Source organism: Ruegeria sp. BE1 (genome assembly GCF_056538885.1).
Genome location: NZ_JBQFTY010000006.1, coordinates 1 through 25,400, shown reverse-complemented (window position 1 = coordinate 25,400; position 25,400 = coordinate 1). Strand labels below are relative to the sequence as shown.

The following is a 25,400-nucleotide window of genomic DNA, read 5'->3' as shown; positions in this document are numbered from 1 at the left end:
ACCCTTGGATCAGGAGGTGGCCCCATGCGTCGTCTATTGCTTGCTGTTTCCCTGAGTGCCGGACTGGCCTCGGGGGCGTTTGCCCAAAACGCCGAGATCGAGGCGAATATCGCGGCGCAGATACAGGCGTTTCAGGCGGATGATTTTGCCACCGCCTTTACCTTTGCCAGCCCCAATATCCAACGTCTGTTCCAAACGCCCGAAAACTTTGGCGTCATGGTCAAGCGCGGCTATCCGATGGTCTGGCGCCCGGCGGATGTGCGGTTTCTGGAGCTGCGTGAGGTATCCGGCGCCCTTTGGCAGAAAGTGATGATCACGGATGGTGAGGGTCGGGTGCATATCCTCGACTATCAGATGGTTCCGCTGGACAACGGTTGGAAGATCAACGGCGTGCAGCTGTTGGGCAATTCCGATCCGGCGGTCTGACGCAACACGACCGTCACGGTGATATGAGCGACGGTTAATCCCTGTTCGATACTCAGGCTTTTGCGCTCGGGGCGACCCCGGGCCCTGGGTTAATGCGCGCTGATGCGGCGCGATTGGGAAAGGGATTTCTATGAACAAGGCAATCACCGACGGCATCGTGTTCATGCCGCCTGCTTTTGCGAATGGTCTGAATGTATGGTCCAGCGGCGATGGAACGCCCGGCTCGCCAACCTATGACGGGTCCGGCACAGGCGCGTTTGTCCCGGCGGATGCGGATTTCGGCGGCTGTCTGGAGATTCTGAAGGTCAGCACCACGCAGCGTCTGCGCTATATGGGTCAGACGCCGTTGCTGCCGGGGTGCTATTTGCAGATCAAAGCGCGGGTCAAAGCCATCAGCGGCCCATTGCCCGAGGTGCGCATCGCCGGTTGGGCCGGTGGGGCCGGTGACGTTCAGGTGACCGGCGTGGCCGAGCAGGGCCCGGCGACCCAGTTGTCAGGCTACGGCACGGTGCACGAGATCACGGCCATTGTCGGCACAGGCCAGCGCCCGGGCGTGGATATGCCCTGGGGTGTGCAGGCTTTGTATGGGCATTTTGGTCTGGATATTGACGGTGCAAACGGTGCTGTCATCCGGGTCGACGACATCGAGATCACCGACGTCACGGGCGTATTTCTGCGCAATCTGATCAGCCTTGTCGATGTGCGTGACTTTGGCGCGATTGGCGACGGCGTGGTGGACGACTCGGGCGCGTTCGAGGCGGCGGATCAGGCCGCCAACGGCCGCACGGTATTTGTGCCCGAGGGCACCTATCTGCTGGCCCAGAATACCTCGATGGCGTCCGAGGTGGATTTCGAGGGCACCGTCACGATGCCCGATGACAAGATGCTGTTGCTGACCAAGAATTTTGATCTGCCAACATACATCAACGCCTTTGGCAGCGAGATGCTGGCCTTCAAAAAGGCATTTCAGGCGCTGCTGAACAATTCGGATCATGAATCGCTGGATCTGGGCGGTCGGAAGATTTCGGTCAGCGAACCCATCGACATGGCCGCCGCTGTGCCGAACCGGCAAACCGGGTTCTCAACGCGCCGGGTTATCCGCAATGGCCAGTTCGACGTGCAAAGCAGTTCGGCCTGGGATACCGAGACCTTTACCTCGGTCGCGACCTACAATCCCAGCGATCCCACCCGGCTGACAAACGTGGCCAATGTGGCCAATATTCCCGTCGGATCGCTGGTGACCGGCAGCGGTGTTGGGCGTGAGATTTATGTGCGTTCGAAAAACGAAGGCGCGGGTGAGATCACTCTGAACGCGCCACTCTATGATGCGGCGGGCACGCAGACTTTCACCTTTGAAGCTTTCAAGTACCTGCTGGATTTCAGCGGCTTCAGCACCTTGCGCAAATTCGGCATGGAAGAGATCGAGTTTCAGTGCAACGGCCGCAGCAGCGCAATCCGTCTGGCCCCGTCGGGCAGCACCTTTGCCGTGACAAATTGCTTTGTCAGCCGCCCGAAAGACCGCGGCATCACCTCGATTGGCACGGGCTGTCAGGGTATGCTGATCGACAACTGCCAGTTCTTGTCCTCGGAAGAGTCCTTTAACGTCTCGGACCGGAAATCGATTGCGCTGAACGTCACGGCCAACGACGTGAAGCTGCGTCACAACAGGGCTGTGCGGTTTCTTCACTTTGCCGTCATGGGCGGCACCAACCATATGATTCTGGGCAATCACTTCTTTCAGGGCGACAGCATTCCACAGGGCGTGCGCAGCCACGGGATGATTATGATCGGGGCCTATAACAGCTCGACCATATCCGGGAACTATGTGGATAACTGCTCGATCCAGTGGACCAACGAGCGAGATGCCGACCCAGTTTACACTGCCGGGTTTTCATTCAGTTCGATGGCGATTACCGATAACATCTTCTACTCCAGCGAAGTGCCGACCTGGTTTACCTACCTGGTGATCCGTCCCTATGGGGCCGGGCACTTCCTGAACGGTGTCGTTATCACGGGAAACAAGTTCCGTTCGACCAACGGCAATATCACACGGGTTGAAAGGGTGGACACCAGTTTTGCAACCTTGAACAGGTTTGCGCATCGGGATGTGACGTTTGAGAACAACACCTTTCACGGCGTCACGCAAACGGTGTCAAACCCGTTGCGGGTTCGGAAGGCGCAGGGATCTGCTGCGCAGGTCTGGACTGTTCCCACGTCAGGAAATCTGCCCTTTGGTGGGGCGGCACGCAGCTGCGACGCAATCACCAAGTTGGGTCCGCTGAGAAACGCGTTCGGGGCGGTGTCTTATGCCAGCCCTTACATTGAAACGGGGCAAGGTGCGTCGAACAACGCTATCAACCTGCGTTGGCCCGAGGCCGTGCGGGGTGAGGTCTCGACGATTATTCGGATGGAGCGTTAAGCCCATGCAGGCCGTCCCGGATCGGGGCGGCCCATCCTTGCGGATCAGAATTCATTCCAGATCGCTAGTTTCAACCCAGTGTTGTTGCGCGCGTTGTTGCGTTCCAGGCCCAGTACCCACGTCACTTTGCCCTTCTTGGGGCGGTACATGATCGATGGCCGCGCGCGCCAATACAGCGTTTCATCCGAGCTATAGGCTGTTTCGATCTGCAAAAGCGGGTTCAATCGCCGATCCGCCGACAGCCCGGCAGTAAAATCCAGTTTGCGAAGCACGGTATCATGTGTGCGGTATTCCAGCGCTGTATCGACCGCCAGCCATCCGTTTCCCCAACCGGTTTGAAAGCCTTTGCCATAGGATAATGTCACCTTGTACGTGGCCCAGGCCCTAAGCTGGCGGTGGTGTGCGCCTGCTCCGAATTCGGCAGCAAAGCGGCCCCGGTTTCCGAAATCTGCAACAGGTACCCGCACAAAGGCCAGAGCGTGGCCAAAGTGATCCCGGTGCTCTTCGAAATCCAGCCCAATGGTCAGTTTGGGTCGATAGCCGTATTCCGCATAAAATGCTGTTTTATAATCATACCCGCCTGCAACGTCCTGAAATGCAGTGACTGAGACCGCTGTAAAAGCCGTGCCCTTTTCCCGCAGCCACGCGCCGGACCACGCTGGTCCCGCGGACAGCAACACAAAAAAAAGAACGAACACACGCCACATGCGCGCAGCATCGGTCAGCTTGGTTAACGGATCGTTAGTCTTTCGTTCATTTTTCGAGAATGTCTGAACGAACGGGGTCAGAGCATGAAACCCGGTGCCTATCAAAAAACCTGTGTTAGGCTGAGATCAGACAAAGGAGTATCCAGATGCCGAAAATTTCCAAGAGCGCGAGCGTCCAGACAGTTATCACCACCTTTGAAATGACCCCGGGAACCTGTCAGGATCTGTTAGAGGCCCTGACGGATGCGTATGCTGAATTCATTTCGAAGCAGCCCGGGTTTGTCGCAGCAGGGCTGCATGTGAATGATGCGCAGACGCGGATTGCCAACTACTCGCAATGGGAACGGCGTGACGATTTCCTGGCCATGTTGCGTACGCCAGAAATGCGAGACCGCAATCGCAAGATCAACGAGCTGTGCAAAAGCTTTGAGCCGGTGATGTATGACGTGGCCGAGACCTTCGGCAGTTCCTGATTTGGATCAAAGCCTTGGGGTTAGGTCTGGTGCAACATAACGTCAAGCAACCAGAGGTGCGCGTCATGTATCACAACATACTTGTTCCGATTTCATTCGATGCCGAACGGGATATTTCCGGACCATTGAAGCTGGCGGGGGTTTTGGCAACGCCAGACGCGCAGATCACTCTGCTCCATGTGGTCGAGCATATTCCGAACTATGCGATATCCTACATGCCACCAGAATATCTGACCCAGGCCCGCAAGGCGCTTCAGACAGAGCTGGACGAGCTGGCCTCGAAACTGCCAAACGCGAAAGGTGTGGTGGTCGAAGGCCACTCCGGGCGTACCATTCTGGACTGGGCGGCGGCGAACAAACCTGATTTGATTATCATGGCGTCTCACCGTCCGGGCATGCAGGACCTGCTGTTGGGGTCGACGGCAAACCATGTGGTCCGCCACGCCGCCTGTGCCGTTCACGTGGTGCGCTGATTGGATTGCAAGTCGGCTGCAGTCAGGCGCCATGCCTTGCCAAAGCCGCCATTCAGCAGCGCATCAACCGCTTTGAACCGCACAAAGCCGAAGTCGGCGAAATCGATGTAAAGCTTAGATTTTGGTCGCAATGTCAGATACCGCGTCCGCAAAGCCGTGTGATCTGAACTGTCGCGGGCGATGAACTGCGCCTTGGCGTGCAGGGTCAGGCGCGGATGAGTCAAAGGGTCACCGGTTTGGCCTGGCTCGCCGATCAACACTGCACAGGCGGGTGCATTGCGCAGCGCCTGTGTGTGATCCGCCAGCGTCGAGATCAGCGTTACCATCTCACCATTCTCGTCCGTTGCCACGGCAATGCGCGAGACCGAAGGTGCTGTCGTGCCCGGTTGCATCGTTGCAAGCGCGCCAAAGGTGGCGCTTTCGATCAGTGTGCGGGCCAGGTCGCGGGCCGTGTCGTCAACCTGACGAAAAGGGGTGGAGTCGGGCATTTTCTGTTGCTCTGGCGGGGTCTGTCACACGTGAACCATAACCGCATCCCCAAGCGGTCGCGAGGGTTTGTTTTGTCGGTGCCAAGGATCGCACCAGGGTCTCGGTTTCGCCACAAATCCAGAGTATGGAATCGACATGCCAAGCTCGGAATCCGAAACGGAACCTACCCCTCAAAAAATCTCGCGGCGTCAGCGGCGGGCTGAAGCCACGCGCAAGCGGGCGCTTTCGCCGGTTCGGATATTGCTCATGGTTCTGATGTTGCCAGTAACCACTTTGGGCGTTGCCATGGGTGTGTATCTGCGGACCTCGGATTATGAAGGGGAAGAGGCCCTGATCCACCTGATTGCTATGGCGGGATGTGACGCGGTTCAGTCCGTTGTGCCTGGGCCTTTTTTCGCGGGCGGGCCGGGGTATCACCCGCAACACGACCCTGACGGCGATGGCATTGCCTGCGATACTGCGGTGGAGGCTCCGGTTCAAACGGCGGCCCCGCGACAGGCCGAAAAACCGCAGTCGCGCTCAGTCGGCTCGGCCAAATTCGTCCGGCCTTAGGCAGCCGAATCCAAGAAACCGTCAATTTGTGATACACTGCGCCCCGCGGGCCATTTCGCCCGCGCTCTAGGGAATTTTGCCCTGAACGGGAGGAAAGTCATGTTTGCACGTATTACCCAATTCAAAATGAAACCCGGCATGCGCGACGCCGCAGAGGCCAAGATGAATGAATTGAAAGATCAGATCATGGGCATGAACGGCATGCACAGCTTTACGAATGTGATGAACGACGACGGCTCGGGCTATGTGGTCGCCATTGTTCAAAGCGAGGAAAGCTCGAACGCCAACGCGCCTAAAGTGGCCGCGCTTTGGGCTCATTTCGCCGACTTTCTTGAAACCCCTCCAACCCCCGTCGGGTTTGATGTCGTTGTCCATTGGGACAAGGGGTAGGTTTCCTCCTTCACAGGAAGCCAGAGCAATTATTGTACCAAAAGTTAATCATGAGGAATGTTCGATGAACTTTTTCAAATGCACCGCAATAGCTTTGATCGCGGCTCAGTTTTCCATCGCAACCGCCGCTGATGCGTCCGAAGAGTATCTGTCTGCAACCAAAGTCGCCCAGATCAAAGAGATGGGAGCGCAGCAGATGGATGGCGCCTCTATCGAAAAGATCGTGTCTGGGAAAACGCTCAAAAGTTCGAGCTGGACCTGGACGTTTGAAAAAGATGGCAGGCAGTATTCCTCTGCCAATGATGGCTCGTGGGAGGATAAGGGCACTTGGTCCGTCAAAGGCAACGAATTGTGCCGTATCTCGGAAATCAGCGGCGGGCCCGAGCGCTGTTCGATGGTCTATTTCCTGGGACGCGACCTGAGGTTCAGTGACGGCAAGCGAAATCTGCATGACTGGTGGGTCAGCTACTGACCTTTGAACCGCCAACCAGAGGAGAAATCCTCTGGTTGATCCGGGTCGGCCCGCATGCCAGTTTCCGCCCATGACCCGGGACGAGTTCAATACATTTTGCGCCAGCCTCAAGGCCACAAGCCATGTTGTGCAATGGGGCAATGCCGATGTGTGGAAAGTCGGCGGAAAGGTCTTTGCGATTTGCGGCTGGAATGACGGCAAGGACGCGTTCACCTTCAAGGCGACCGATCTGGCCTTTGAGGTGCTCAGCGATGCCCCCGGTATCCGCCCAGCGCCTTATCTGGCGTCACGGGGGATGAAATGGCTGCAGGTCTATGAAGACCGCGGGATGAGCGACACCTCCCTGCGCGACCATATTGTGACATCCTATGATCTGGTGGTCGCCAAGCTGACCAAAAAGGCACGGGCCCAGCTGGGGCTTTAACCTTTCATCGCGTGCAGCAGGTCCAGCAAGCGCTTGCGGTCATCATCGTCGGCATAATCCCCGGCGGCCAGACGTTGCGCGATGTTCAGGCGCAGGCGCTCATGCTGGGTGCGCACTTCTTCGCCAGCTGTCTCGGCCAGGGTTTTCATGATCGCGGCCACCGCCTGCTGACGTTTGGTGGTGGGGTTGGCGATGTAATCGACAAGGCTTTGCTGGCCCGAGTCCAGAATGTTCTCGGCCAGATCGCGCAGCTGTTCACCATTGGGCAGCAGAGGGGCCGGGGTGCCCTCGGGCGGCAGAATCTCGGGCAGGCTGCGCGGGGTTTCGGCCAAGGCGTTGGCACCATCCACAAAGGCTTCGGTAATCATCCGCGTGATCCGGATCGCGCGCGGGTCTTTGAACAGGGCCGAGGCGATGGCCACACCGTAATCCGTATAGACCCACGGATTGACCCGCCGTCCGCCACGCCCCTTGGGCTTTGAGATCACGTTCTGTGATTGCAAATCCGCAACCTCAGCATCGGTCAGCTGAAAGCGGTAGCCCTCGAACAAATCCTTATTGCGCGCCACCGCCTGATTAAAGGCGCTGACGGTTTTCCCATAGAACTGCGCCAGATCCTCGGCCAGCACCACGCGGGTGCCCCGCACCTTGTGAATGGCGCTCTGGACCTCGTGCGTGCTGGGCAGGTTTTGGGGGTTCGTCATGGTAACCGTTTGGAATCACAGATTGTGATTTCAAACGTGAAGCAGGCCGCGCTGGGCTGCAAGGTTGAACTGCTGATGCGCAGAAAAGGGTTGGACAAGTCGATCCCGCCAAAATGCCCGAGTAAATAAGTCAACTATATGTTTTTATTGGATTTTTTATTGACATCACTCCGGGCGTACCTATATGAAATCTACAACGAGTTCACAGGAACCCAGCAGCACGCAAGCCATCGTAAGCCGCAGCAAGCAACAGCCAGCCAAGCGCCAGCAACAGCAAGCAAAAGCCAACGACAGCCAGCCAGTGCCAGCGACAGTCAGCCCACAGCAAGCAATCGCCCGCCAGAGCTAGGCACCAAGCTGAACTCGTTTGATTTTCCTGATGTTTGCTGTGGTTGGAATAGGGCCTTCTGATACACTGTATCATCTTATGCATTCAGGCACGGTACGATAACTTTCCTCGTCTTCGGCAACTGCATTCGGATCAAACTGCAGAATAATGTCCCTCAAAAATGGTGGGTGGCACGCTATGTCTCTGGCGTAGAACTGCCTTCGATCAACAGCAATAATTGGGAACGGTATTTCAGTTTCTTTGAAATTGACAGAGAGACTGATCATAAACGGATGTACTCCAGCTTCAGTCGTAAAATTTTCTTTCAAGCCGAGTTGCTCGATAATGCTAAGAGCACCCATCTCTTCGAATTCATCCACAAATACCAGAAGCATATCGAACTCAGACAGCTTGTCCGAGTTGTGGCTGAAATCCATTTCGTCTAAGTCGTTCCAATCCAAAACTTGCCTCAACAGAATGCCTGATATCCCTTCGGTAAGTACTCTTACCGGTCGCCCTAATTCCGTTGAACGATTTTCAATTTCGGAATTCGCTGGCCCGAATGGGAAGACTGAAAAAAACCCAAAAAGAGTATGCAGTAAGAAATTCTTGAACATATTCACCGCTTCCGCCTCTTCACATTCCCACCCCGCTGCCCCGGCCGTCCTGCCGTAGACCGACCCCGCGATTTCACCGCGCCTTCGAAGGCTTTCTCGACCGCCCATTGGCGCGCCATGGGGTCGTCGGCGACGGCCAGATCGACCGCTTCCAGACGTTTGATCTCATCGCGGATATTGGCGGCCTCTTCGAATTCGAGGTTCTCGGCGGCTTTGCGCATCTTCTCGCGTAACCCGTCCAGATGCGCCTCGAGGTTGGCGCCGTGCATCGGTTTGTCGATGGTGGCGGTGACGCGGTTCATGTCGACGTCGCCCTCATAGAGCCCGGCCAGAACGTCCTCGACGTTTTTCTTCACCGTCTCGGGCGTGATGCCGTGTTCCTCGTTATAGGCGATCTGCTTGGCGCGGCGGCGGTTGGTCTCATTCAGGGCGCGTTCCATCGAGCCGGTGATCTTGTCGGCATACATGATCACGCGGCCATCGGCGTTCCGAGCGGCGCGACCGATGGTTTGGACCAAAGAGGTCTCGGAGCGCAGGAACCCTTCTTTATCCGCGTCCAGAATGGCGACCAGCCCGCATTCGGGGATGTCCAACCCCTCGCGCAGCAGGTTGATGCCGATCAGGACGTCAAAGGCGCCCAGCCGCAGGTCGCGCAGGATTTCGATCCGTTCGATCGTGTCGATGTCCGAGTGCATGTAGCGCACTTTGATGCCCTGTTCGTGCAGGTATTCGGTCAGGTCTTCCGCCATGCGTTTGGTCAGCGTCGTGACCAATGTGCGGAAACCATTGGCGGTGACCTTGCGCACCTCATCCAGCAGGTCGTCGACCTGCATGGATACCGGGCGGATTTCGACCTCAGGGTCCAGAAGGCCAGTGGGGCGGATCACCTGCTCGGTGAACACGCCGCCGGTCTGCTCGATCTCCCACTTGGCCGGCGTGGCCGAGACAAAGACGGATTGCGGGCGCATGGCGTCCCATTCTTCGAACTTCAAAGGGCGGTTGTCCATGCAGGACGGCAGGCGGAAGCCATGTTCGGCCAGCGTGAATTTGCGCCGATAGTCGCCCCGGTACATGCCGCCGATTTGGGGCACGCTGACGTGGGATTCGTCGGCGAAGACAATCGCGTTGTCGGGGATGAATTCGAACAGGGTCGGGGGCGGTTCGCCGGGGGCGCGGCCCGTGAGGTAGCGCGAATAGTTTTCGATCCCGTTGCAGACGCCGGTGGCCTCAAGCATCTCAAGGTCGAAATTGGTGCGCTGTTCCAGACGCTGCGCCTCCAGCAGTTTGCCCTCGCCCACCAGTTGGTCCAGCCGGATGCGCAGTTCCTTTTTGATCCCGATGATCGCCTGTTGCATGGTCGGTTTCGGCGTCACGTAGTGGGAATTCGCATAGACCCGCACCTGCTCCATCGTGGCTGTGCGCTCGCCAGTCAGCGGGTCGAATTCGGTGATCTGTTCCAGTTCCTCGCCAAAGAACGACAGTTTCCAGGCACGATCCTCTAGGTGGGCAGGCCAGATTTCCAAGCTGTCGCCGCGCACCCGGAACGACCCGCGCTGAAACGCCTGATCGTTGCGGCGGTATTGCTGGGCGACCAGATCGGCCATCACCTGCCGCTGATCGTACTCGCTGCCCACCTTCAGGTCCTGCGTCATCGCCCCGTAGGTCTCGACCGAGCCGATACCGTAGATGCACGAGACCGACGCCACGATGATCACATCGTCGCGTTCCAGCAGCGCCCGCGTGGCCGAGTGGCGCATCCGGTCGATCTGTTCGTTGATCTGGGATTCTTTTTCGATGTAGGTGTCGCTGCGCGGGACATAAGCCTCGGGCTGATAATAGTCGTAGTAGCTGACGAAATATTCCACCGAGTTTTCGGGAAAGAAACCTTTGAATTCACCATATAGCTGCGCGGCCAGTGTCTTGTTGGGCGCAAGAATGATAGCGGGGCGCTGGGTTTCCTCGATCACCTTGGCCATAGTGAAGGTCTTGCCCGTGCCGGTTGCGCCCAATAGCACCTGATCGCGCTCACCGTCCCGCACGCCGCCTGCCAGTTCCGTGATGGCCGTGGGCTGGTCCCCTGCGGGTGCAAAATCAGTGTGCATGACAAACGCCTTGCCACCTTCCAGCTTCAGGCGGGCGCGGACATCTTCGGCAGTCAGCTGGGTCTTGTCGGAATGAGCATAGGCCATAAGGGGGGATTCCTTTCGCGCCTGATTTTGGTCTGTTTTTGTTCTTGTTCAAGGGGGCATTTCCGATCGCTTCAATTGCGACAATTGCGGACTTGTCCGCATCGCCCGTCTGACGCATAAACATCCCCAGCCAAGTGAGTACGGAGAGGCGATATGCGCGCACGGATTTACCAGCCTTCGCGAAATGCGATGACCTCGGGGATGGCCAAGACCCGCAAGTGGATTCTGGAATACGCCCCCGCCTCTTCGCGTGAGGTGGATCCGCTGATGGGCTGGACCTCATCCAGTGACACGCAGACCCAGGTGCGTCTGAAATTCGACACCAAGGAAGAGGCGCTGGACTACGCCAAGGATAACGGGATCAACGCGCAGGTCAGTGAACCGCACTCGCGCAAACCCAACCTGCGCGCGCGCGGGTACGGGGAAAACTTTGCCACCGACCGGCGCAGCCCCTGGACCCACTAAATGATCGAAATCAAGCAGGCCGACCCCGCAGCGGACGACCTGCGCCCGATCATTCAGGCCCATCTGGCCCATAGTTGGGAGGCGACGCCGCAAACCTCGAACCATACGCTGGATGTCGACGCCTTGCGCGCGCCGGGCATGCGGTTCTGGGGGCTTTACGACGGGGATACGGCGCTTGGCTGTGGGGCGCTTAAGGCGCTGCCTGACGGGACGGCTGAGGTGAAATCGGTACATATCCTGTCCCATGCCCGAGGGCGCGGATTGGCACGGATGATGATGAGATATTTGGCCGAACAGGCGCAGGCCGAAGGGGTTTCCGCTCTGGTTCTTGAGACGGGCGCGGATCATCTGCCCGAATATGATGCCGCGCGCAAACTCTATGAGGCGCTGGGCTATTCCTATTGCGGGCCGATACATGGGTATGATGAGGATCCAAACAGCGCTTTCATGCGCTTGGCTCTTGAACCCCGTCGGTAAAAACCGCAAGAAGGGCGCAGCGGTCCCTTAGCTCAACTGGATAGAGCAGCTGACTTCTAATCAGCAGGTTGAGGGTTCGAGTCCTTCAGGGATCGCCATTTCTTCAAAGCTGTTTTGCCGCGCTTGAGAGTGTGGAAAACCGATGTTCACCATCGGAAAAATTGCTTTGCTGTGAAATTTGGAAAATGAGCTATATTATCTGTCAGATGCAGACAGGAGGATAACATGCTCTATCCAATCGCAAATTTGGAAGCTGACAAGCTTAACGCTGTTCAGGCGCTGGAAAAGGAAATCGGTCGCCCGGTTGTGGCGCTGGCCGCGGTTGAGGCCGATAGCGCGAATTTGCCGAAAGACGACCTGCGCAAATTGCAGGCGCTGGAAGAAAAGCTGGACGTGGTACTGGTCGCGGTGCAGCCGAACTAGAGCTGTTTTCCGAAGGGCCAGGAACGAATATTGGAGCTTCTGCAAGAGCGGGCTCTGCAACTCATCGAGGCTAGGATGGTGGGTGATGAGAGACTCGAACTCCCGACATCTTCGGTGTAAACGAAGCGCTCTACCAACTGAGCTAATCACCCGTGACGGTGCATGTAGCCAAGCCAGCGCGCGGGCGCAAGAGGGTCAGGCAAAATTCTTTGAGACAAATTGGGATAGCTCAGTGTCCGCTGGGCTATGACATTTCAGCACGCGCTAGGTCTCGCATCGGGAAAGGCGCTTGCCTGTTCCCTGTGACCTCAGATATTCCCGAAGAAGCTGTAACTTACCAATCGAAGGGTTCATGATCCGGTCCCTTGCCCGCCGCTGTTCAATCGCCTTGGTTCTGGGTGTTTTGACGTTGCTTCCGATCCGAGCGGGGGCAGCGGAGATTTTGGTTTTCGCGGCGGCCAGCCTGAAAAACGCATTGGATGAGATTGCTCCTGCCTTTGAGCAGCAGGAGGGGCATCATGTGATCGTCTCTTATGCCGCGTCATCCGTTTTGGCGCGCCAGATTCAACTGGGGGCCCCTGCGGATCTGTTCATCTCGGCCAATGTGGACTGGATGGATCTGTTGCAGGATCAGGACCGGGTTGATGCGACGTCGCGGGTGGATTTATTGGGGAACGGGTTGGTTTTGATCGGCGGGGCGGATCAGGAACCGGTCGGCCCAATGCGGCCAGAAACCGATCTGGTGGCGATGCTGGAGGGCGGCCATCTGGCGATGGCGCTGGTGGATGCTGTGCCCGCGGGTATTTACGGCAAGGCCGCACTGCAGAACTTGGGGATATGGGAAGATGTTCAGTCCCGGATCGCGCAAACGGATAACGTTAGGGCTGCGCTGGCGTTGGTGGCCGCGGGGGCTGCGCCTTTGGGGATTGTGTATCGCTCTGACGCTGAGGTTGAGGAGCGGGTGCGGGTTGTGGCCACATTCCCTGCAGCGCTTCATCCGCCGATTGTCTATCCGGCCGCTCTGACCACGACCGCCGGGCCGGACGCACAGTTGTTTCTTGAGTATCTGACATCTGACGCGGCCCAAAAGGTCTTTGTTGAGCAGGGTTTTGCCCTGCCGGGCGGCTAAGCGATGGGATGGTTGGGCCCCGCCGAAATGGAAGCGCTCAGGCTGTCGCTGCGGGTGTCGTTCTGGGCCACGCTGGTGACGCTGCCCTTGGGGATTTTCGTGGCCTACGCACTGGCCCGCTGGCGGTTTCCGGGCCGTCAGCTTTTGAACGGCCTTGTTCACCTGCCCTTGATTCTGCCCCCCGTTGTGACGGGTTATTTGCTGTTGCTGACATTCGGCATTCAGGGCCCACTGGGCAAGCTGTTGGCCGAATTCGGCATCGTTGTGGCCTTTCGCTGGACCGGGGCGGTTCTGGCGGCGGGGATCATGGCCTTTCCACTGATGGTGCGCGCCATCCGCTTGTCGATTGAGGCGGTTGACCCAAGGCTGGAACAGGCAGGCGCCACTTTGGGCGCATCCAGATTCTTTGTCTTTGCCACGGTGACCTTGCCGATGATCTTGCCGGGTGTGATCGCCGGTGCGATCCTGGCATTCGCCAAGGCGATGGGGGAGTTCGGGGCCACGATCACCTTTGTTTCCAACATTCCCGGCCAGACCCAGACCCTGCCATCGGCTGTTTACGCCTTTCTGCAAGTGCCGGGGGGCGAGGCCGCCGCGACCCGGCTGGTGGTGGTGTCGATCATCATCGCCATGGGGGCGTTGTTGCTGTCGGAATATGTTGGCCGCCGCGCCGCTGCTCGGGTGTCAGGGTCATGAGCCTTTCTGTCCGCCTGCAGCACGATCTGCCCGACCTTCAGTTGAACCTTGAATTCGATGCGCCTTCGGGCGTGACCGTTCTGTTCGGGCGATCTGGTTCGGGGAAAACGACGGTCGTCAACGCGGTGGCGGGGCTGCTGCGCCCAAAGGCGGGGCGCGTGGCTGTGGACGGTTGGGACTTGTTTGATACCGAGCGGAATATCTGGCTGCCCCCGCACCGTCGACGCTTGGGCTACATCTTTCAGGAAGGTCGCCTGTTTCCGCACCTGACCGTGCGGCAGAACCTGTCCTATGGCCGCTGGTTTGCGCCCAGAAAGGCCCGCCGTGAAAACCCGGACAAAGTGATTGAGATGCTGGGCATCGGGCACCTGCTGGACCGACGCCCCGCTGGCTTGTCGGGGGGCGAAAAGCAACGCGTTGCCATCGGGCGCGCCTTGCTGGCTAGTCCGCGTCTGATTCTGGCGGATGAGCCTCTGGCCGCGCTGGACGATGCCAGAAAGGCTGAAATTCTGCCCTATTTCGAACGGCTGCGGGATGAGGTTTCGGTTCCCATTCTCTACGTCACCCATTCCGCGGCCGAGGTTGCCCGGCTGGCGACCTCTGTGGTTGCTTTGCAGGATGGCAAGGCGGTGCGGCATGGCCCGGCATCCGAGGTCATGGCAGACCCATCCGTCGCCCCAGCCGGTGTGCGCGCCGTGGGGGCGGTGCTGAGGGTTCGGGTCCGCGATCATCACGCCGACGGGCTGACCGAGCTTGAGGCGGGCGACGCCCGCCTGTTCCTGCCCCGCATTCCGCATCAGATCGGGGAAGAGCTGCGCATTCGCATCCCCGCGCAAGAGGTTATCTTGTCCAACAAACGGCCCGAGGGGTTGTCGGCCCTGAACATGCTGGAGGGCACGGTTGAAACGATCCGCGCAGGGGATGGGCCGGGGGCCATCGTTTCGGTTCGCACAAACGCAGGGCCGGTGCTGGCCCGCGTCACACGGCGGTCGGTTCAGGCACTGGGGCTTGAGCCCGGTTTGCCCTGCTTTGCGGTAATCAAGACGGTGGCCTTGGCGCCGCAGGATGTGGGCGGGCGGGTCACCTTGCCGTAGGGCTTTGACGGCTTTACTCGATCCCACAAGATATTATCATGCCTACCAATGTCGACATTGAGGCAGGGATTGAGTTCATGCGTTTTCTAAAAGTATCTGGTTTGGTACTGGCCCTAATGCTACCCGTTCAGACACAGGCCGTAGGATTTGGTGTCGGGGTCAGAACCAGTCCCACCTATCGAACGACTGTCACGCCCTTGCAAGACGGCACCTTTCAAGTTGCGGCCCATGGATCTTCGGCGGCAATCGCCTATTGGTGCGGGATTGGCGATTTTGCCATTCGAACCCTTGGTGTGCCTACGACCCAACGCATCTATGTCTCAAAAGCCTATGACAAGTCGAACCGGACGGTGCAGTTTTCGCTGACCCCGCCCGAAGGGGGCGACACGTCCAAAAGCTATTCGATCACAGTCAGCCGCGTGGGCGAGAACATGTCGGCCAGTGGGGCGCAAAGCCATTGCTTTGACAATCTTCTGGATTTCGATTTCTAGGCCCGATCAGACCCATTGGGCCATGGGCGGCAGGCTCATCAAAACGGCATCCGGGTCATGGCCGGTTTCCAGCCCGAACTTGGTGCCTCGGTCATAGACAAGGTTGTATTCCGCATAAAGACCGCGATGAACCAGTTGCGTGGTCTTATCCGCCTCACCAAACCCCTGAACACGGCGCTTTTCGACCAGGGGCACAAAGGCAGGCAAGAACGCGCGACCAATATCCTGGGTCAGGGCAAAATCACCTGCCCAGTCGCCGGTGCAGTAGTCATCCATGAATATGCCACCGACACCGCGCGCCCGCTTGCGATGCGGTATATAGAAATACTCATCCGCCCATTCCTTGAGGCGCGGGTAATGTGCCGCACCATGCGGGTCCAGATACGCCTTTTGGGTGGCGTGGAAATGGGCCGTGTCCTCGGCATACTCGATGCAGGGGTTCAGGTCGGACCCGCCGCCAAACCACCAGGCATGCGGCGTCCAGAACATCCGCGTGTTCATATGGACCGCAGGGACATGCGGGTTCTGCATATGTGCCACCAGCGAAATGCCCGAGGCCCAGAAACGCGGATCTTCGGCCATACCCGGAATACCTTTGCGCGCGGCCATCGCCTGTTGCGCCCGTTCACCCAGGCTGCCGTAGACGGTCGAGATATTCACGCCGACTTTCTCAAACACCCGGCCGCCGCGCATCACGGACATCAGCCCGCCGCCTGCATCCGATCCGTCCTGAGATTGCCGCGTGGTTTCCTTGACCTCGAACCGCCCCGGTTTTGCGTCCGAGAAGGGCCCGCTGTCATGGTTGTCTTCCAGCGCTTCGAAGGCGGTGACAATTTGGTCGCGCAGTTGGCGAAACCAGGCAGAGGCGGTGGATTTTTCAGTATCAAACATGGGGATCAATGTGCCGGGGCTGCGACAGGGTCCAGCAGGGTGCGGCCGCCGTCAATGGTCAGAATTTGGCCGGTGATGAACCCTGCCGCGTCCGAGGCCAGAAACTGCGCCGTTTCGGTCAGTTCGGTGGGCGCGGCGATCCGGGCCAGCGGGGTGTGTTTTTCGATGTCGTCGCGGAATTCACGGTTCTCTTTCAGGGCCGATTGCAGAGAGGCGCTCATCACCGACCCCAGCGCGATTGAGTTCACGCGGATACGGTTCGGCGCCAACGCCACGGCCAGCGACCGGGTCATCTGATCCAGCGCGGCGGTGGAAACCGAATAGGCCATCAGATCAGGGTGGGTACGCCGGGCCGCGATCGAAGACAGGTTTATGATTGAGCCAATCGGGCCGTCACCGTCTTCACCGGCCTGTTTGATCATCCGTTTGGCAACCACCTGGCTGAGCCGCAGGGCGGGCATGAGGTTCTGGTTCAGCAGGGTCTTGACCGAGTCGTCTTCGACATCCAGCGGATCGGACGGGATCACCTGCCGCGCGCCGTTCACAAGAATATCGACCTGATCGAAGGCATCGATGGTGGCAGAGAGCAGGTTGTTGATGGTCAGCTTTTCCCGCAGGTCGCCCGCGAAAAACTTGATGTTGCTGTCATCCGCCTGTTCGCCCAGCTCTTCGGCCAGTCGCTTTTCGTCCATATCTGCGAACATGACATTGGCCCCTGCGTCGGCAAAGTGCCGACCGATGGCCAAACCCACGCCATTGGCCCCGCCGGTTACGATTGCGGTCTTGCCAGCGATAGAAAAGGACATGCGTAAACTCCTGAGTTGCGGCGCAGGTTAACGGGGATCACCGCCGAGGGCGAGAGGCGTGAAACACCTTGAACCGATTATCGCCGGTCACTTCTTCGACATGGGCGAACGCATCGGACAGCGTTGCCTCATAAGGCAAGTGGCGGTTGGCAACCATCCAAAGGCTGCCGCTGCGGGTCAGGTTCTGTGCGGCTGACCGGATAAAGCCCTGTCCCAACTCGGGCTCAGCGCTGCGGGCGGTGTGAAAGGGCGGGTTCATCACCACCGTATCGACCGGTTCAGGCGCGCGCCACGTCACCGCATCCGCCCAGTAGAATTGCGCGCGGGAATCATCGACATTGGTGTGGGCGCAGGTCAGGGCGATGTGGTCAGCCTCGACCAGATGCAGGGATTTGAGGCCCGGGGTTTGCAGCAGACCAGCCGAGAGATACCCCCAGCCAGCGCCCAGATCGGCAACCCGCGCGCCCAGTTTGCCGGGCAGGGTTGCCAGCAACAGGGCCGACGCCGGGTCAATCCCGTCTGCGGAAAACACACCGGGTGCGGTGCGATACCCGTCGGCGGCCTGCGTGTCTGGTGCCGCCCAATCCGCAAAGGCTGCCGGATCGGACTGGAACCAGAAAATCTTGCCATGGGCTTTTGAGATCGGCCCCTCGACGGAAACGCGTTTGCGGATGTCTTTCAGCAGGCTGTCCACGCCGTCTGTCTTGGCACCGTCCACAACAACCACGCCACTGGCGCGCTGGCACGCCTGATGCACCATCGACCGCGCCAGCGCCTTGGCGCGCGGCAGGAACACGATCACGTCCTGACAGCTATCCTGCGCCTCGGGCACGGTTGCAAAACCTTGCTGCGCGAAATGGTCATGGAAAGGTTTAAAGGGCTGCACCACCTGCGTTTCACGCGGCAGCGCCGAAAGATCGGTGGCCATCACGGGCGCAAGCACGCTCAGCGGTTGCGACAGCGCAAGGCCGCTTTCCAGAGCTAATTCAAGACGAGGGGACATTGTTGATTTGGAAAGAGCGCGCGGGCTTACTCTTCCCGCTCCATTGTGCATTGCAGGGGGTGCTGATGCCGACGGGCGAAGTCCATGACCTGCCCGACCTTGGTTTCCGCGATCTCATGGCTGAAGACCCCAACCACCGCCACGCCCTTTTTATGGACGGTCAGCATGATCTCGAACGCCTGCGCATGGGTCATGCCGAAGAACCGCTCCAACACATGCACGACGAATTCCATCGGCGTGTAGTCATCATTCAGCAGCAGGACCTTGTAAAGCGGCGGACGCTTGGTCTTGGGGCGCGTCTGCACCAGGAGAGACGAATCCGCATCGTCGTCGTCCGAATGGTCAGACATCATCCATTGGTGTTCCAGCATCGCGTTCCAGTGTCCAATTCAGGCTTCGGTTTGTCTGTGCGCTTATATAACGTCGAACGGGCCAGAGAAAAGAGCCAGCGGGACGTATAAGACATGGGCCAAAACCTTACCACAATCGGCTTCGATGCGGATGACACTTTGTGGCACAATGAACGATTTTTTCAGCTGACCCAGGCCCATTTCGCCGAATTGCTGGCTGATCATGCCGACAAGGACCACCTGATGGAGCGGCTTCTTGAGGCTGAAAAGCGCAACATTCGCCAATATGGCTATGGAATCAAAGGCTTTACCCTGTCGATGATCGAAACAGCGATCGAAGTCACCGAGGACCGTGTGCCCGCTGCGGTCATTCGCCAGTTGATCGAAGCCGGGCAGGACATGCTGGCCCATCCGATCGAGCTGTTGCCCCATGCACAAGAGGCGATCCGCAGCGTCGCGGCGACTCATCAGGTGGTTTTGATCACCAAAGGGGACTTGATCGATCAGGAGCGCAAACTGGCGCAGTCCGGCTTAGGCGATCTGTTCGACGGTGTCGAGATCGTGTCCGAGAAAACGCCGCAGACTTACCAGAGGATCTTTGAGGATTACGGCAATGGCCCCGAAACGGCGATGATGGTCGGCAATTCGATGCGCTCTGATGTGGTGGCCGCAATTCAGGCCGGAAGCTGGGGCGTCTACGTGCCTCACGGCCTGGTGTGGGAGATTGAGCAGGCTGAAACCCCGGCAGAAAATCCGCGTTACCGCGAATTGCAGGATTTGGGCCAATTGGCCGACCTTGTTCAGGCGCTTGCCTGATGTTGCCATTTGGCCGCAGTTCAAAAAAATCATCGAACAAGGAAAGAGTTTTCAGTGGGGGCTGCGTGATCTAGTGGGGGCCGGGGGGCTGTTCCGCTACATTTTGTGTGCAAATCCCGCCTTCACCAAATAGCGATTTGATGAGCTTTTGGTTTATTTCAACAGGTCTCTGTGCTAGCCTGAAAAGCAATAAAATAAGTAATTGCTGACCGGGAAAACCCGGCGGCCTGAGGTAGACAGAGGCAAAGATCGTGCAGGTTCGGCGGACAGTTCCGGCCCGAATGGGCTTATTTCTTATAGCATTCTTGTGGCTGCTTTCCTTTGCGCCGTTGCAAGGGATGGCCGCGCCCTATGCGGCAATGGTTATCGATGCCCGCACCGGAGAGGTGCTGCATTCACGCAACGCCGATTCCCGGCTGCATCCGGCGTCTCTGACCAAGATGATGACACTCTATATCGCGTTCGAGGCGGTTCGGAACGGTGAGATCGATCTGGACACTCAGGTTCGCATCACCAAGAAGGCTGCGGCCGAGCCGCCGTCAAAGCTGGGTCTGCGCAGCGGGCAGAGGATTGCGTTTCGCTATCTGATCCGTGCCGCTGCGGTGAAATCGGCCAATGACGCTGCGACCGCCATCGGCATCGCCATCAGCGGGTCCGAGGCCGCCTTTGCCCGCCGCATGACCCGCACCGCCAAGGCGATGGGCATGAGCCGCACGACGTTCAAAAACGCGCATGGTCTGACGGAATCCGGGCATCTGTCGACGGCACGTGACATGACCACGCTGGGCCGTCATCTGCTGTATGATTACCCGCAGTACTACAACCTGTTCTCGCGCCAATCGACCCATGCCGGGATCAAGACAGTTCCGAATACCAACCGCCGCCTGCTGGCCGCCTATAAAGGCGCTGACGGGATCAAGACGGGCTATACCCGCGCGGCAGGGTTCAACCTCGTGGCTTCGGCCAAACGCAAGGACGAGCGTATCATTGCAACCGTCTTTGGCGGCAAATCCGGGGCGTCACGCAATGCCAAAGTGGCCGAGCTGCTGGATATGGGTTTCCGCCGCGCGCCATCGCGTGCGCCGATCCGTAAACCAGCCCGTCCGGCCTATGCCGGGAATGCAGGGCTGGGCGCGACAGTTGCGGCTTTGACAGGTGCACCGACGACCAGCCTGCGGCCCGTGCTGCGCCCGGGCGTCACGGCTACTGTTCAGGTGGCGGGCACTGTGGCCGCAACGGCGGCCCAGAACCGCGCGCGCATTCAGGACGGGATCGCGGCGGCAATTGCGTCGGCGGATGTACAGACCCCGACCGACGATACCACGCGACCCGCCGCCCGCCCCAACGATCTGGTTCTGGCCTCGACCAGCCCGGTTGAGCCGCCCGAACCGGAACAAGAAATCGTCACGCGCCTGTCCACATCCGGCGGGCATCTGTGGGGCGTCAATGTGGGCCGCTATACCACCCGATATGAGGCCGAGAAGGTTTTGCTGAAAACCGCCCTGTCGGAAATGACCACTCTGGAAGGAACTCTACGCAAGGTGAACCAAGGCTCGCGCGGGTTCGAGGCGACATTTCAGGGCATGACCCGCGAACAGGCCGATTTGGCCTGCCGCCGGCTGCAGGCCCGCAATGTCACATGTTTCATGATCGGGCCGTCATAAGACCCGGCATATTACTCTCCTGGATGGATCTTGGGCTGCGAGGAAACTCGCAGCCCTTTTTTGTCATGGCACTTTAGTCAAAGACATGCCCGTGCTGGTATTGCTCATCCTGACCGGCGGCAGCGGTCAGAGCCGCGACATTATCCTTGGTGAAGAACCCGTCATAGTGATGGCAGCGCTCAATATACTCGGTGATCAAAAGCGTGTTTTTCGAGTGTTTTGAGAAGATCTGTTTCAGGTTCGGATCGTCTTTGCACTCACCCACCACATGCGCCAGGAACGGCACGCCCTTGTCCTTCAGCGTGTTGACGACAAAATCGACATTCTTTTCCCCGGCCCCATGATCGCCATCCTGAATCTCGACCGCCATATGGTGCAACCGACGGCCAAAATTGCGCACGAAATCCTCGGTCGGCATCGGCAATCGCTCGAACGAGTTCACGAAGGATGGCGTGTTGTTGGCGGTGAACACTTTGGCGGGGGATTTCTTGTCATCGTCCACACCGGCATTGCGGTTTACATTGGTCGAAGAGTTCATGTCAAAGATGTTATACGCCCCCCAAAAATAATAGGGCACCATCGTCAAAAATTCGAGGATCGCATCTTCACGCTCGCCCGCCAGAATGCGGGTAGCCAGATGGTCGATCCCCAGCATCAGGGGCGCAATTTTGGTGTCGTCCCCAAAGCCTGCGGCCTGGTCCAGTTGCCGTTGTTCTGCATCGCTGAGCAGAATGCGATCCCCCAGCTCCAGACTGTCGGGATCGTTGAAGTCCAGATCGGAATATCCAACCCGGTTGCAGGTGAAATCAGACGGCGTTGTGAAACGGAATCCATCCAGCGTGTAGAACGGGTTTTCGGTGTCCCCAGAATATTCGAACCGAATATTCTGATCCTCAAGCGTTTGGGTCAGAGCCTTCAGATCAGTTGCGCCGTAAATCTCTCCGACATAGCGGGTTTGCGGCGTTTTGCGCGCAAGCGGATACATGCGGTTTATGCGCGGAATGAAATCCTCAAAACTCGGGCTCAGCGGGGCCATCACGATCAGCGCCGGGTAATCGGCATGCGAATGCAGGACCGAGAATTTATGTGTCTGCCCAAGGTAGGAAGCCGTGTGACGGTAAGGCGTCATCACATAAAGCTCGATCAGTGTGTCGAACAGCGCGGTGGTTTCGACCTGCAGGACAATCGCCCGCATGGCCCCGACCTGCTGTGCCAGCCCAGAGCTGTCGCGCCGCTCGTAAATCCGGGGCAGGTATTCGGTGAAGAACTCGGAATTCTTTTTGTCCCCGCGGGGCTGGTACGACATCAAATCTAAAGACATACACTTTCCTCCTTGCGCGGGCCCGGTGGCAGACGGGCGCGGGCTTACCTGGATTTCCAATAATCAGAACATGCACTTGCAGGCATGCTAGGGTCAGAAATCCCAGCGGGCAACAGGAAGAAAATGCGTAATCGGTCTTACATCCGCATGATCACCGGATGAATTTCGTCACCTCAACCCCGCCTGCGATCAGGTTTTCACGCACGGATTGGGCGATCTGAACGGCCGTCGGCCCGTCGCCATGCAGGCAGATCGTGTCGATCGACGTCTCCAGCCGTTTGCCGGATTCGGTGATGATGGCGCCCTCGCGCACCATGTTCAGGATGCGCGGCCCGGCAATCTCGGGGGCATGAATGACCGCGCCGGGCAGGCTGCGATCAACCAGTGTGCCGTCGTCATTATAGGCGCGGTCGGCAAAGATCTCTCCGACCCATTTGCATCCCAGCTCGCGCACGGCGTCTTCCTGCTTGGTGGCGGCCAACACCATGATGATAATGTCCGGGTCCACATCCAGCGCGCCCTGATAGCAAGCCCGTGCCATGTCGATATCGGCCGAGCACATATTGGCCAGCGCCCCGTGCAGCTTCAGATGCCGGACCTGAGTTCCAACCGCCCGTGCCATCCCGATGGCCGCCCCCAGTTGATAGCGCACCAGATTGCGCAGGCTGCCATGCGGCACTTTCATATTCCTGCGGCCAAACCCCTGCAGATCGGGAAACCCGGGATGCGCCCCAATGCCAACGCCGTTTTCTGCCGCCAGCGCCATCGTCTGCGCCATCACATCCCAGTCGCCCGCGTGAAAGCCGCAGGCGATATTGGCCGAGGTGATGATCTTGAGCAGGCTGTCATCATCGCCCATCTTCCATGGGCCAAAGCTTTCCCCCATATCGGCATTCAGATCGACGCTGGGCATCGGCAACACTCCTTCATTCGGTGGCAGAGATCATTCCGCTGATCAATTGGTAGGACAACAGGTCCGGTATGTCATGCGGGTCACGCACCAGCGGCTCAACCTTTGTCCGCAATCGGCCCAGATCGGCCAGATAGGCGGCGTGCAGGGCGACGGCCTCGTCCAGCGTCACGAATTCAAACCGAACCTGTCCGCCTGCCGCTGTCTGCGCCGCACGCGGCAGATCACAGGGCAAGACGGTCGCGATCCGGGGATAGCCGCCGGTCGTCTGGCACTCGGGCAGCAGGATAAAGGGGTTCCCGGTTCCGGTCATCTGGATGTCGCCGGGGGTGATGACCTCTGACAGGATGTTCAACTGCCCCTGCGCGGCGAACCCTTCGCCTGTGCTGTCCAGCTGCATGCCCATCCGGTTCGCCCGCGCCCCGCGCTGAAAAACCGTTTGGGTAAAGCGGTTCAGCGTATCCTGATCGAAAAGCGGCGTCTGAAAGCTGCTCACAATGCGCAGGGTCCCGCCTTCAAACCGATTCTCCGCCGGAATCTTCAGGCCCGCACTGACATTATGTGCGCCAACAGGCAGCATATCCCCCACCTGAACCGCACGCCCCAGATTTGCCGTTAGATGCGTTGAGCGTGATCCCAGAGCAGGCGGTACATCAATCCCGCCCCCGACATGCAGATAGCCATAGGTGCCCTTTGTCACTGCCCCAAGTGTCAGCATCTGCCCCGCCTCAAGGGTATGAGAGGCGTTCCAGGCAATCGGGTTGCCGTCGATGCTGGCCTGCATCGGCGCGCCGGTCAAAGCGATGTTTAAGGTTTGCATGGCCTCGAAGGTGCCGCCCAGACCTGCCATCTCCAGCGCGGCGCAATCGGGGCTGTGCCCCAGCAAGGCGGCCCCTTCAAATAGCGCACGTTGATCCGCCGCGCCCGAGCGGGACAGGCCCTGATCCAGATACCCGGCGCGCCCCTGATCCTGCACTGTGCAGGACGGCCCAATCTGATGGATGCGCAGACTCATGCCGGGATGTCCTCGCAGGTTGCGCCACCCGTGCCATCGTTATTTGCGCGGATACGCTCAAGCTCATCGGCGCTGATGGGCAGGAACTGCATCTCATCCCCGGGACGCAGGGCAAAGCTTTGTTCAGCATCGGGGCGGAAACAGCTAAAGGCCGTCTGCCCCACATGGCGCCAGCCGGTTGGGGTCGGGCCCGAAAACAGTACGAACTGAGCGATCGCCAGCACCAGAGCCCCTTCGGGCACCATAGGGGTCAGCTCCTTGAGGCGTGGAATATTGAACTCGGGCCCCAGCGGTCCGAGATAGGGTTGCCCGGGCGCAAAGCCGATCGTCAACACACGCACCCGTGTCTCGCTCAGGCGTTTCACGGCCTCTGATGGGGACAACCCGGCCGCAGCGGCGGCTTCGTCCAGTTGCGGTGCAAGAGGGCCGCCGTAGACGGTAGGCACCTTCCACAGCCGTCGGCCCGAGGGGAGGGGGGCCTGATACCAGTCCCGATCTTCCAGCATCCGCGTCAGCTGGGCATGAATGTCCGCATGAGGCAGGGTAAGCGGGTCAAACCGAACATAAGCAGACGCCAGTGATGCGGATGTCTCGACCACGCCGTGCCACTGCATCGAGTCGATGGCGTCGCGAAATGCCAAAGCCGCGCGGTTTGACGGCTCGGCCATTGTTTCGTCAAACGAGATCAGCAGGCCATCCAGACCGACGGAGCGTATGCGTGGGAAAGGGGCAGTCAGCACAGGTGTCCTATTAAGTGAGTTCGACTGTTTCTTTGTCGCGAGGTGACCGTATCCCAGTCGGATACGCAAGTCCCCGAGGGGATGAGGAGATGTTTTCCGAGCCCTAAATCCGACCCGAGTCGGAAAAACGGGCCGGAAATGAGTCGAGAAAGGTCAGCCGACTCGGCGCGCTCTTGTAGGTGCTTGCCCCTTGTTTACTATATGTAGGGTATAGGTGGAGTCACTTGGACGATGCCCTTTGCACCGATGCTAGGCTGTAGAGCGATTCAGAGTTCTCCGTGCAGGTGGCGCATTCGTTAATCTATTGTTTTTAAACATAAAAACAAGAAATCGCAAAAAAAAGGATTTAAACGCCATTTTCTGCTTGCGGCTTTTGGGGGTAAACCTTAGAACCCCCTTCACCGGCGCTGCTGAGGCGGTGCTGACGGATCGGAGAGACGGTCGGA

At 58.8% G+C, this 25,400-nt stretch carries 30 protein-coding genes and 2 tRNA genes; 18 read left to right on the top strand and 14 right to left on the bottom strand.

Going from position 1 to position 25,400, the window contains the following annotated elements; translation table 11 throughout:
* Positions 1-24 precede the first annotated feature (24 nt).
* Both ACR0J5_RS16510 and ACR0J5_RS16505 read left to right on the top strand, forming a co-directional pair.
* Complete coding sequence (locus ACR0J5_RS16510; RefSeq protein WP_480655290.1) at positions 25-426, top strand: DUF4864 domain-containing protein; 402 nt, start codon at positions 25-27, stop codon at positions 424-426.
* A gap of 130 nt (positions 427-556) precedes the next feature.
* A complete protein-coding gene (locus tag ACR0J5_RS16505) occupies positions 557-2,845 on the top strand; it encodes a glycosyl hydrolase family 28-related protein (protein WP_480655288.1) in 2,289 nt (762 codons plus the stop codon).
* A 44-nt stretch (positions 2,846-2,889) separates the two neighbouring features.
* Here the strand turns inward: ACR0J5_RS16505 and ACR0J5_RS16500 are convergent, their stop codons facing one another.
* Positions 2,890-3,525, bottom strand: coding sequence for a hypothetical protein (locus ACR0J5_RS16500; protein WP_480655286.1), 636 nt, complete (start codon positions 3,523-3,525; stop codon positions 2,890-2,892).
* Between the two features lie 173 nt (positions 3,526-3,698).
* Here ACR0J5_RS16500 and ACR0J5_RS16495 point away from each other — a divergent pair, with 173 nt between their 5' ends.
* Together ACR0J5_RS16495 and ACR0J5_RS16490 are read left to right on the top strand one after the other, a co-directional pair.
* Complete coding sequence (locus tag ACR0J5_RS16495) at positions 3,699-4,025, top strand: antibiotic biosynthesis monooxygenase family protein (RefSeq protein ID WP_480655284.1); 327 nt, start codon at positions 3,699-3,701, stop codon at positions 4,023-4,025.
* A 65-nt stretch (positions 4,026-4,090) separates the two neighbouring features.
* The gene (locus ACR0J5_RS16490) at positions 4,091-4,498 is read left to right on the top strand and encodes a universal stress protein (RefSeq protein ID WP_480655282.1); all 408 of its coding nucleotides are present in this window, start codon (positions 4,091-4,093) and stop codon (positions 4,496-4,498) included.
* On the opposite strand, the gene ACR0J5_RS16485 is transcribed toward ACR0J5_RS16490, so the two are convergent.
* Entirely contained in the window at positions 4,483-4,986 is a 504-nt protein-coding gene (locus ACR0J5_RS16485) for a HugZ family pyridoxamine 5'-phosphate oxidase (protein ID WP_480655280.1), read from the bottom strand. The two genes, ACR0J5_RS16490 and ACR0J5_RS16485, sit on opposite strands and share 16 nt — an antisense overlap.
* Before the next feature lie 247 nt (positions 4,987-5,233).
* On the opposite strand from ACR0J5_RS16485, the gene ACR0J5_RS16480 reads away from it, so the two are divergent.
* The 4 genes from ACR0J5_RS16480 (at position 5,234) to ACR0J5_RS16465 (ending at position 6,825) form a co-directional block, all read left to right on the top strand.
* On the top strand, positions 5,234-5,539 hold the full coding sequence (locus tag ACR0J5_RS16480; RefSeq protein ID WP_480655278.1) for an excalibur calcium-binding domain-containing protein: 306 nt from the start codon (positions 5,234-5,236) through the stop codon (positions 5,537-5,539).
* Positions 5,540-5,677: 138 nt separating this feature from the next.
* Complete coding sequence (locus ACR0J5_RS16475) at positions 5,678-5,929, top strand: hypothetical protein (protein ID WP_480655276.1); 252 nt, start codon at positions 5,678-5,680, stop codon at positions 5,927-5,929.
* 64 nt (positions 5,930-5,993) lie between these two features.
* A complete protein-coding gene (locus ACR0J5_RS16470) occupies positions 5,994-6,401 on the top strand; it encodes a hypothetical protein (RefSeq protein WP_480655274.1) in 408 nt (135 codons plus the stop codon).
* A gap of 70 nt (positions 6,402-6,471) precedes the next feature.
* A complete protein-coding gene (locus ACR0J5_RS16465) occupies positions 6,472-6,825 on the top strand; it encodes an MmcQ/YjbR family DNA-binding protein (RefSeq protein WP_480655272.1) in 354 nt (117 codons plus the stop codon).
* Here ACR0J5_RS16465 and ACR0J5_RS16460 read toward each other — a convergent pair.
* The 3 genes from ACR0J5_RS16460 to uvrB all read right to left on the bottom strand — a co-directional run bounded on the left by ACR0J5_RS16460 (position 6,822) and on the right by uvrB (position 10,663).
* Positions 6,822-7,529, bottom strand: coding sequence for an ORF6N domain-containing protein (locus ACR0J5_RS16460; RefSeq protein WP_480655270.1), 708 nt, complete (start codon positions 7,527-7,529; stop codon positions 6,822-6,824). The genes ACR0J5_RS16465 and ACR0J5_RS16460 overlap by 4 nt on opposite strands.
* A gap of 420 nt (positions 7,530-7,949) precedes the next feature.
* A complete protein-coding gene (locus ACR0J5_RS16455; protein ID WP_480655268.1) occupies positions 7,950-8,474 on the bottom strand; it encodes a hypothetical protein in 525 nt (174 codons plus the stop codon).
* 2 nt (positions 8,475-8,476) lie between these two features.
* Entirely contained in the window at positions 8,477-10,663 is a 2,187-nt protein-coding gene (uvrB, locus tag ACR0J5_RS16450) for an excinuclease ABC subunit UvrB (RefSeq protein WP_480655266.1), read from the bottom strand.
* Positions 10,664-10,816: 153 nt separating this feature from the next.
* On the opposite strand from uvrB, the gene ACR0J5_RS16445 reads away from it, so the two are divergent.
* The 4 genes from ACR0J5_RS16445 (at position 10,817) to ACR0J5_RS16430 (ending at position 12,028) form a co-directional block, all read left to right on the top strand.
* The gene (locus ACR0J5_RS16445; RefSeq protein ID WP_480655265.1) at positions 10,817-11,128 is read left to right on the top strand and encodes an ETC complex I subunit; all 312 of its coding nucleotides are present in this window, start codon (positions 10,817-10,819) and stop codon (positions 11,126-11,128) included.
* Positions 11,129-11,605 carry a GNAT family N-acetyltransferase gene (locus ACR0J5_RS16440; RefSeq protein WP_480655264.1) on the top strand — a complete coding sequence of 159 codons (477 nt, stop codon included), beginning with the start codon at positions 11,129-11,131 and terminating at the stop codon, positions 11,603-11,605.
* Positions 11,606-11,626: 21 nt separating this feature from the next.
* Positions 11,627-11,703, top strand: a tRNA-Arg gene (locus ACR0J5_RS16435).
* Between the two features lie 127 nt (positions 11,704-11,830).
* Entirely contained in the window at positions 11,831-12,028 is a 198-nt protein-coding gene (locus tag ACR0J5_RS16430; RefSeq protein WP_480655263.1) for a hypothetical protein, read from the top strand.
* Positions 12,029-12,104: 76 nt separating this feature from the next.
* Here the strand turns inward: ACR0J5_RS16430 and ACR0J5_RS16425 are convergent.
* Positions 12,105-12,180: transfer RNA gene (locus ACR0J5_RS16425), tRNA-Val, on the bottom strand.
* Between the two features lie 200 nt (positions 12,181-12,380).
* Here ACR0J5_RS16425 and modA point away from each other — a divergent pair.
* Genes modA through ACR0J5_RS16405 form a run of 4 tightly spaced genes read left to right on the top strand, consistent with a single transcriptional unit; the run spans position 12,381 to position 15,438 of the window.
* On the top strand, positions 12,381-13,157 hold the full coding sequence (gene modA, locus ACR0J5_RS16420) for a molybdate ABC transporter substrate-binding protein (protein WP_480655261.1): 777 nt from the start codon (positions 12,381-12,383) through the stop codon (positions 13,155-13,157).
* A gap of 3 nt (positions 13,158-13,160) precedes the next feature.
* Positions 13,161-13,853 (top strand): molybdate ABC transporter permease subunit, encoded by a 693-nt coding sequence (gene modB / locus ACR0J5_RS16415; protein WP_480655259.1) that lies wholly within the window; start codon positions 13,161-13,163, stop codon positions 13,851-13,853.
* Positions 13,850-14,947, top strand: a complete 1,098-nt coding sequence (modC, locus tag ACR0J5_RS16410) for a molybdenum ABC transporter ATP-binding protein (protein ID WP_480655257.1) — start codon at positions 13,850-13,852, stop codon at positions 14,945-14,947. Before modB ends, modC begins: the two co-directional genes overlap by 4 nt.
* Positions 14,948-14,985: 38 nt before the next feature.
* Positions 14,986-15,438 carry a hypothetical protein gene (locus ACR0J5_RS16405; RefSeq protein WP_480655255.1) on the top strand — a complete coding sequence of 151 codons (453 nt, stop codon included), beginning with the start codon at positions 14,986-14,988 and terminating at the stop codon, positions 15,436-15,438.
* 6 nt (positions 15,439-15,444) lie between these two features.
* Here ACR0J5_RS16405 and hemF read toward each other — a convergent pair whose 3' ends face one another.
* From hemF to clpS, 4 genes are read right to left on the bottom strand one after another with little or no spacing between them, the layout of a single operon-like run.
* Positions 15,445-16,329, bottom strand: a complete 885-nt coding sequence (gene hemF, locus ACR0J5_RS16400; RefSeq protein WP_480655253.1) for an oxygen-dependent coproporphyrinogen oxidase — start codon at positions 16,327-16,329, stop codon at positions 15,445-15,447.
* A 5-nt stretch (positions 16,330-16,334) separates the two neighbouring features.
* On the bottom strand, positions 16,335-17,135 hold the full coding sequence (locus ACR0J5_RS16395) for an SDR family NAD(P)-dependent oxidoreductase (RefSeq protein ID WP_480655251.1): 801 nt from the start codon (positions 17,133-17,135) through the stop codon (positions 16,335-16,337).
* A gap of 37 nt (positions 17,136-17,172) precedes the next feature.
* Positions 17,173-18,138, bottom strand: coding sequence for a class I SAM-dependent methyltransferase (locus tag ACR0J5_RS16390; protein WP_480655249.1), 966 nt, complete (start codon positions 18,136-18,138; stop codon positions 17,173-17,175).
* Positions 18,139-18,164: 26 nt separating this feature from the next.
* Positions 18,165-18,509, bottom strand: a complete 345-nt coding sequence (clpS, locus tag ACR0J5_RS16385; RefSeq protein WP_480655247.1) for an ATP-dependent Clp protease adapter ClpS — start codon at positions 18,507-18,509, stop codon at positions 18,165-18,167.
* 93 nt (positions 18,510-18,602) lie between these two features.
* Between clpS and ACR0J5_RS16380 the strand changes: the two genes are divergently transcribed.
* On the top strand, positions 18,603-19,304 hold the full coding sequence (locus tag ACR0J5_RS16380; RefSeq protein WP_480655245.1) for an HAD family hydrolase: 702 nt from the start codon (positions 18,603-18,605) through the stop codon (positions 19,302-19,304).
* Between the two features lie 281 nt (positions 19,305-19,585).
* Positions 19,586-20,968, top strand: a complete 1,383-nt coding sequence (locus ACR0J5_RS16375; RefSeq protein WP_480655244.1) for a D-alanyl-D-alanine carboxypeptidase family protein — start codon at positions 19,586-19,588, stop codon at positions 20,966-20,968.
* Between the two features lie 73 nt (positions 20,969-21,041).
* Here ACR0J5_RS16375 and ACR0J5_RS16370 read toward each other — a convergent pair whose 3' ends face one another.
* The 4 genes from ACR0J5_RS16370 to ACR0J5_RS16355 form a co-directional block, all read right to left on the bottom strand.
* Positions 21,042-22,289 (bottom strand): hypothetical protein, encoded by a 1,248-nt coding sequence (locus ACR0J5_RS16370; protein ID WP_480655243.1) that lies wholly within the window; start codon positions 22,287-22,289, stop codon positions 21,042-21,044.
* 151 nt (positions 22,290-22,440) lie between these two features.
* On the bottom strand, positions 22,441-23,202 hold the full coding sequence (locus ACR0J5_RS16365; protein ID WP_480655242.1) for a LamB/YcsF family protein: 762 nt from the start codon (positions 23,200-23,202) through the stop codon (positions 22,441-22,443).
* A 13-nt stretch (positions 23,203-23,215) separates the two neighbouring features.
* Positions 23,216-24,214, bottom strand: a complete 999-nt coding sequence (locus tag ACR0J5_RS16360) for a 5-oxoprolinase subunit C family protein (protein WP_480655240.1) — start codon at positions 24,212-24,214, stop codon at positions 23,216-23,218.
* Positions 24,211-24,951: a 5-oxoprolinase subunit B family protein gene (locus tag ACR0J5_RS16355; protein ID WP_480655719.1), complete on the bottom strand. Its 741-nt coding sequence runs from the start codon at positions 24,949-24,951 to the stop codon at positions 24,211-24,213. Before ACR0J5_RS16355 ends, ACR0J5_RS16360 begins: the two co-directional genes overlap by 4 nt.
* Positions 24,952-25,400 lie beyond the last annotated feature (449 nt).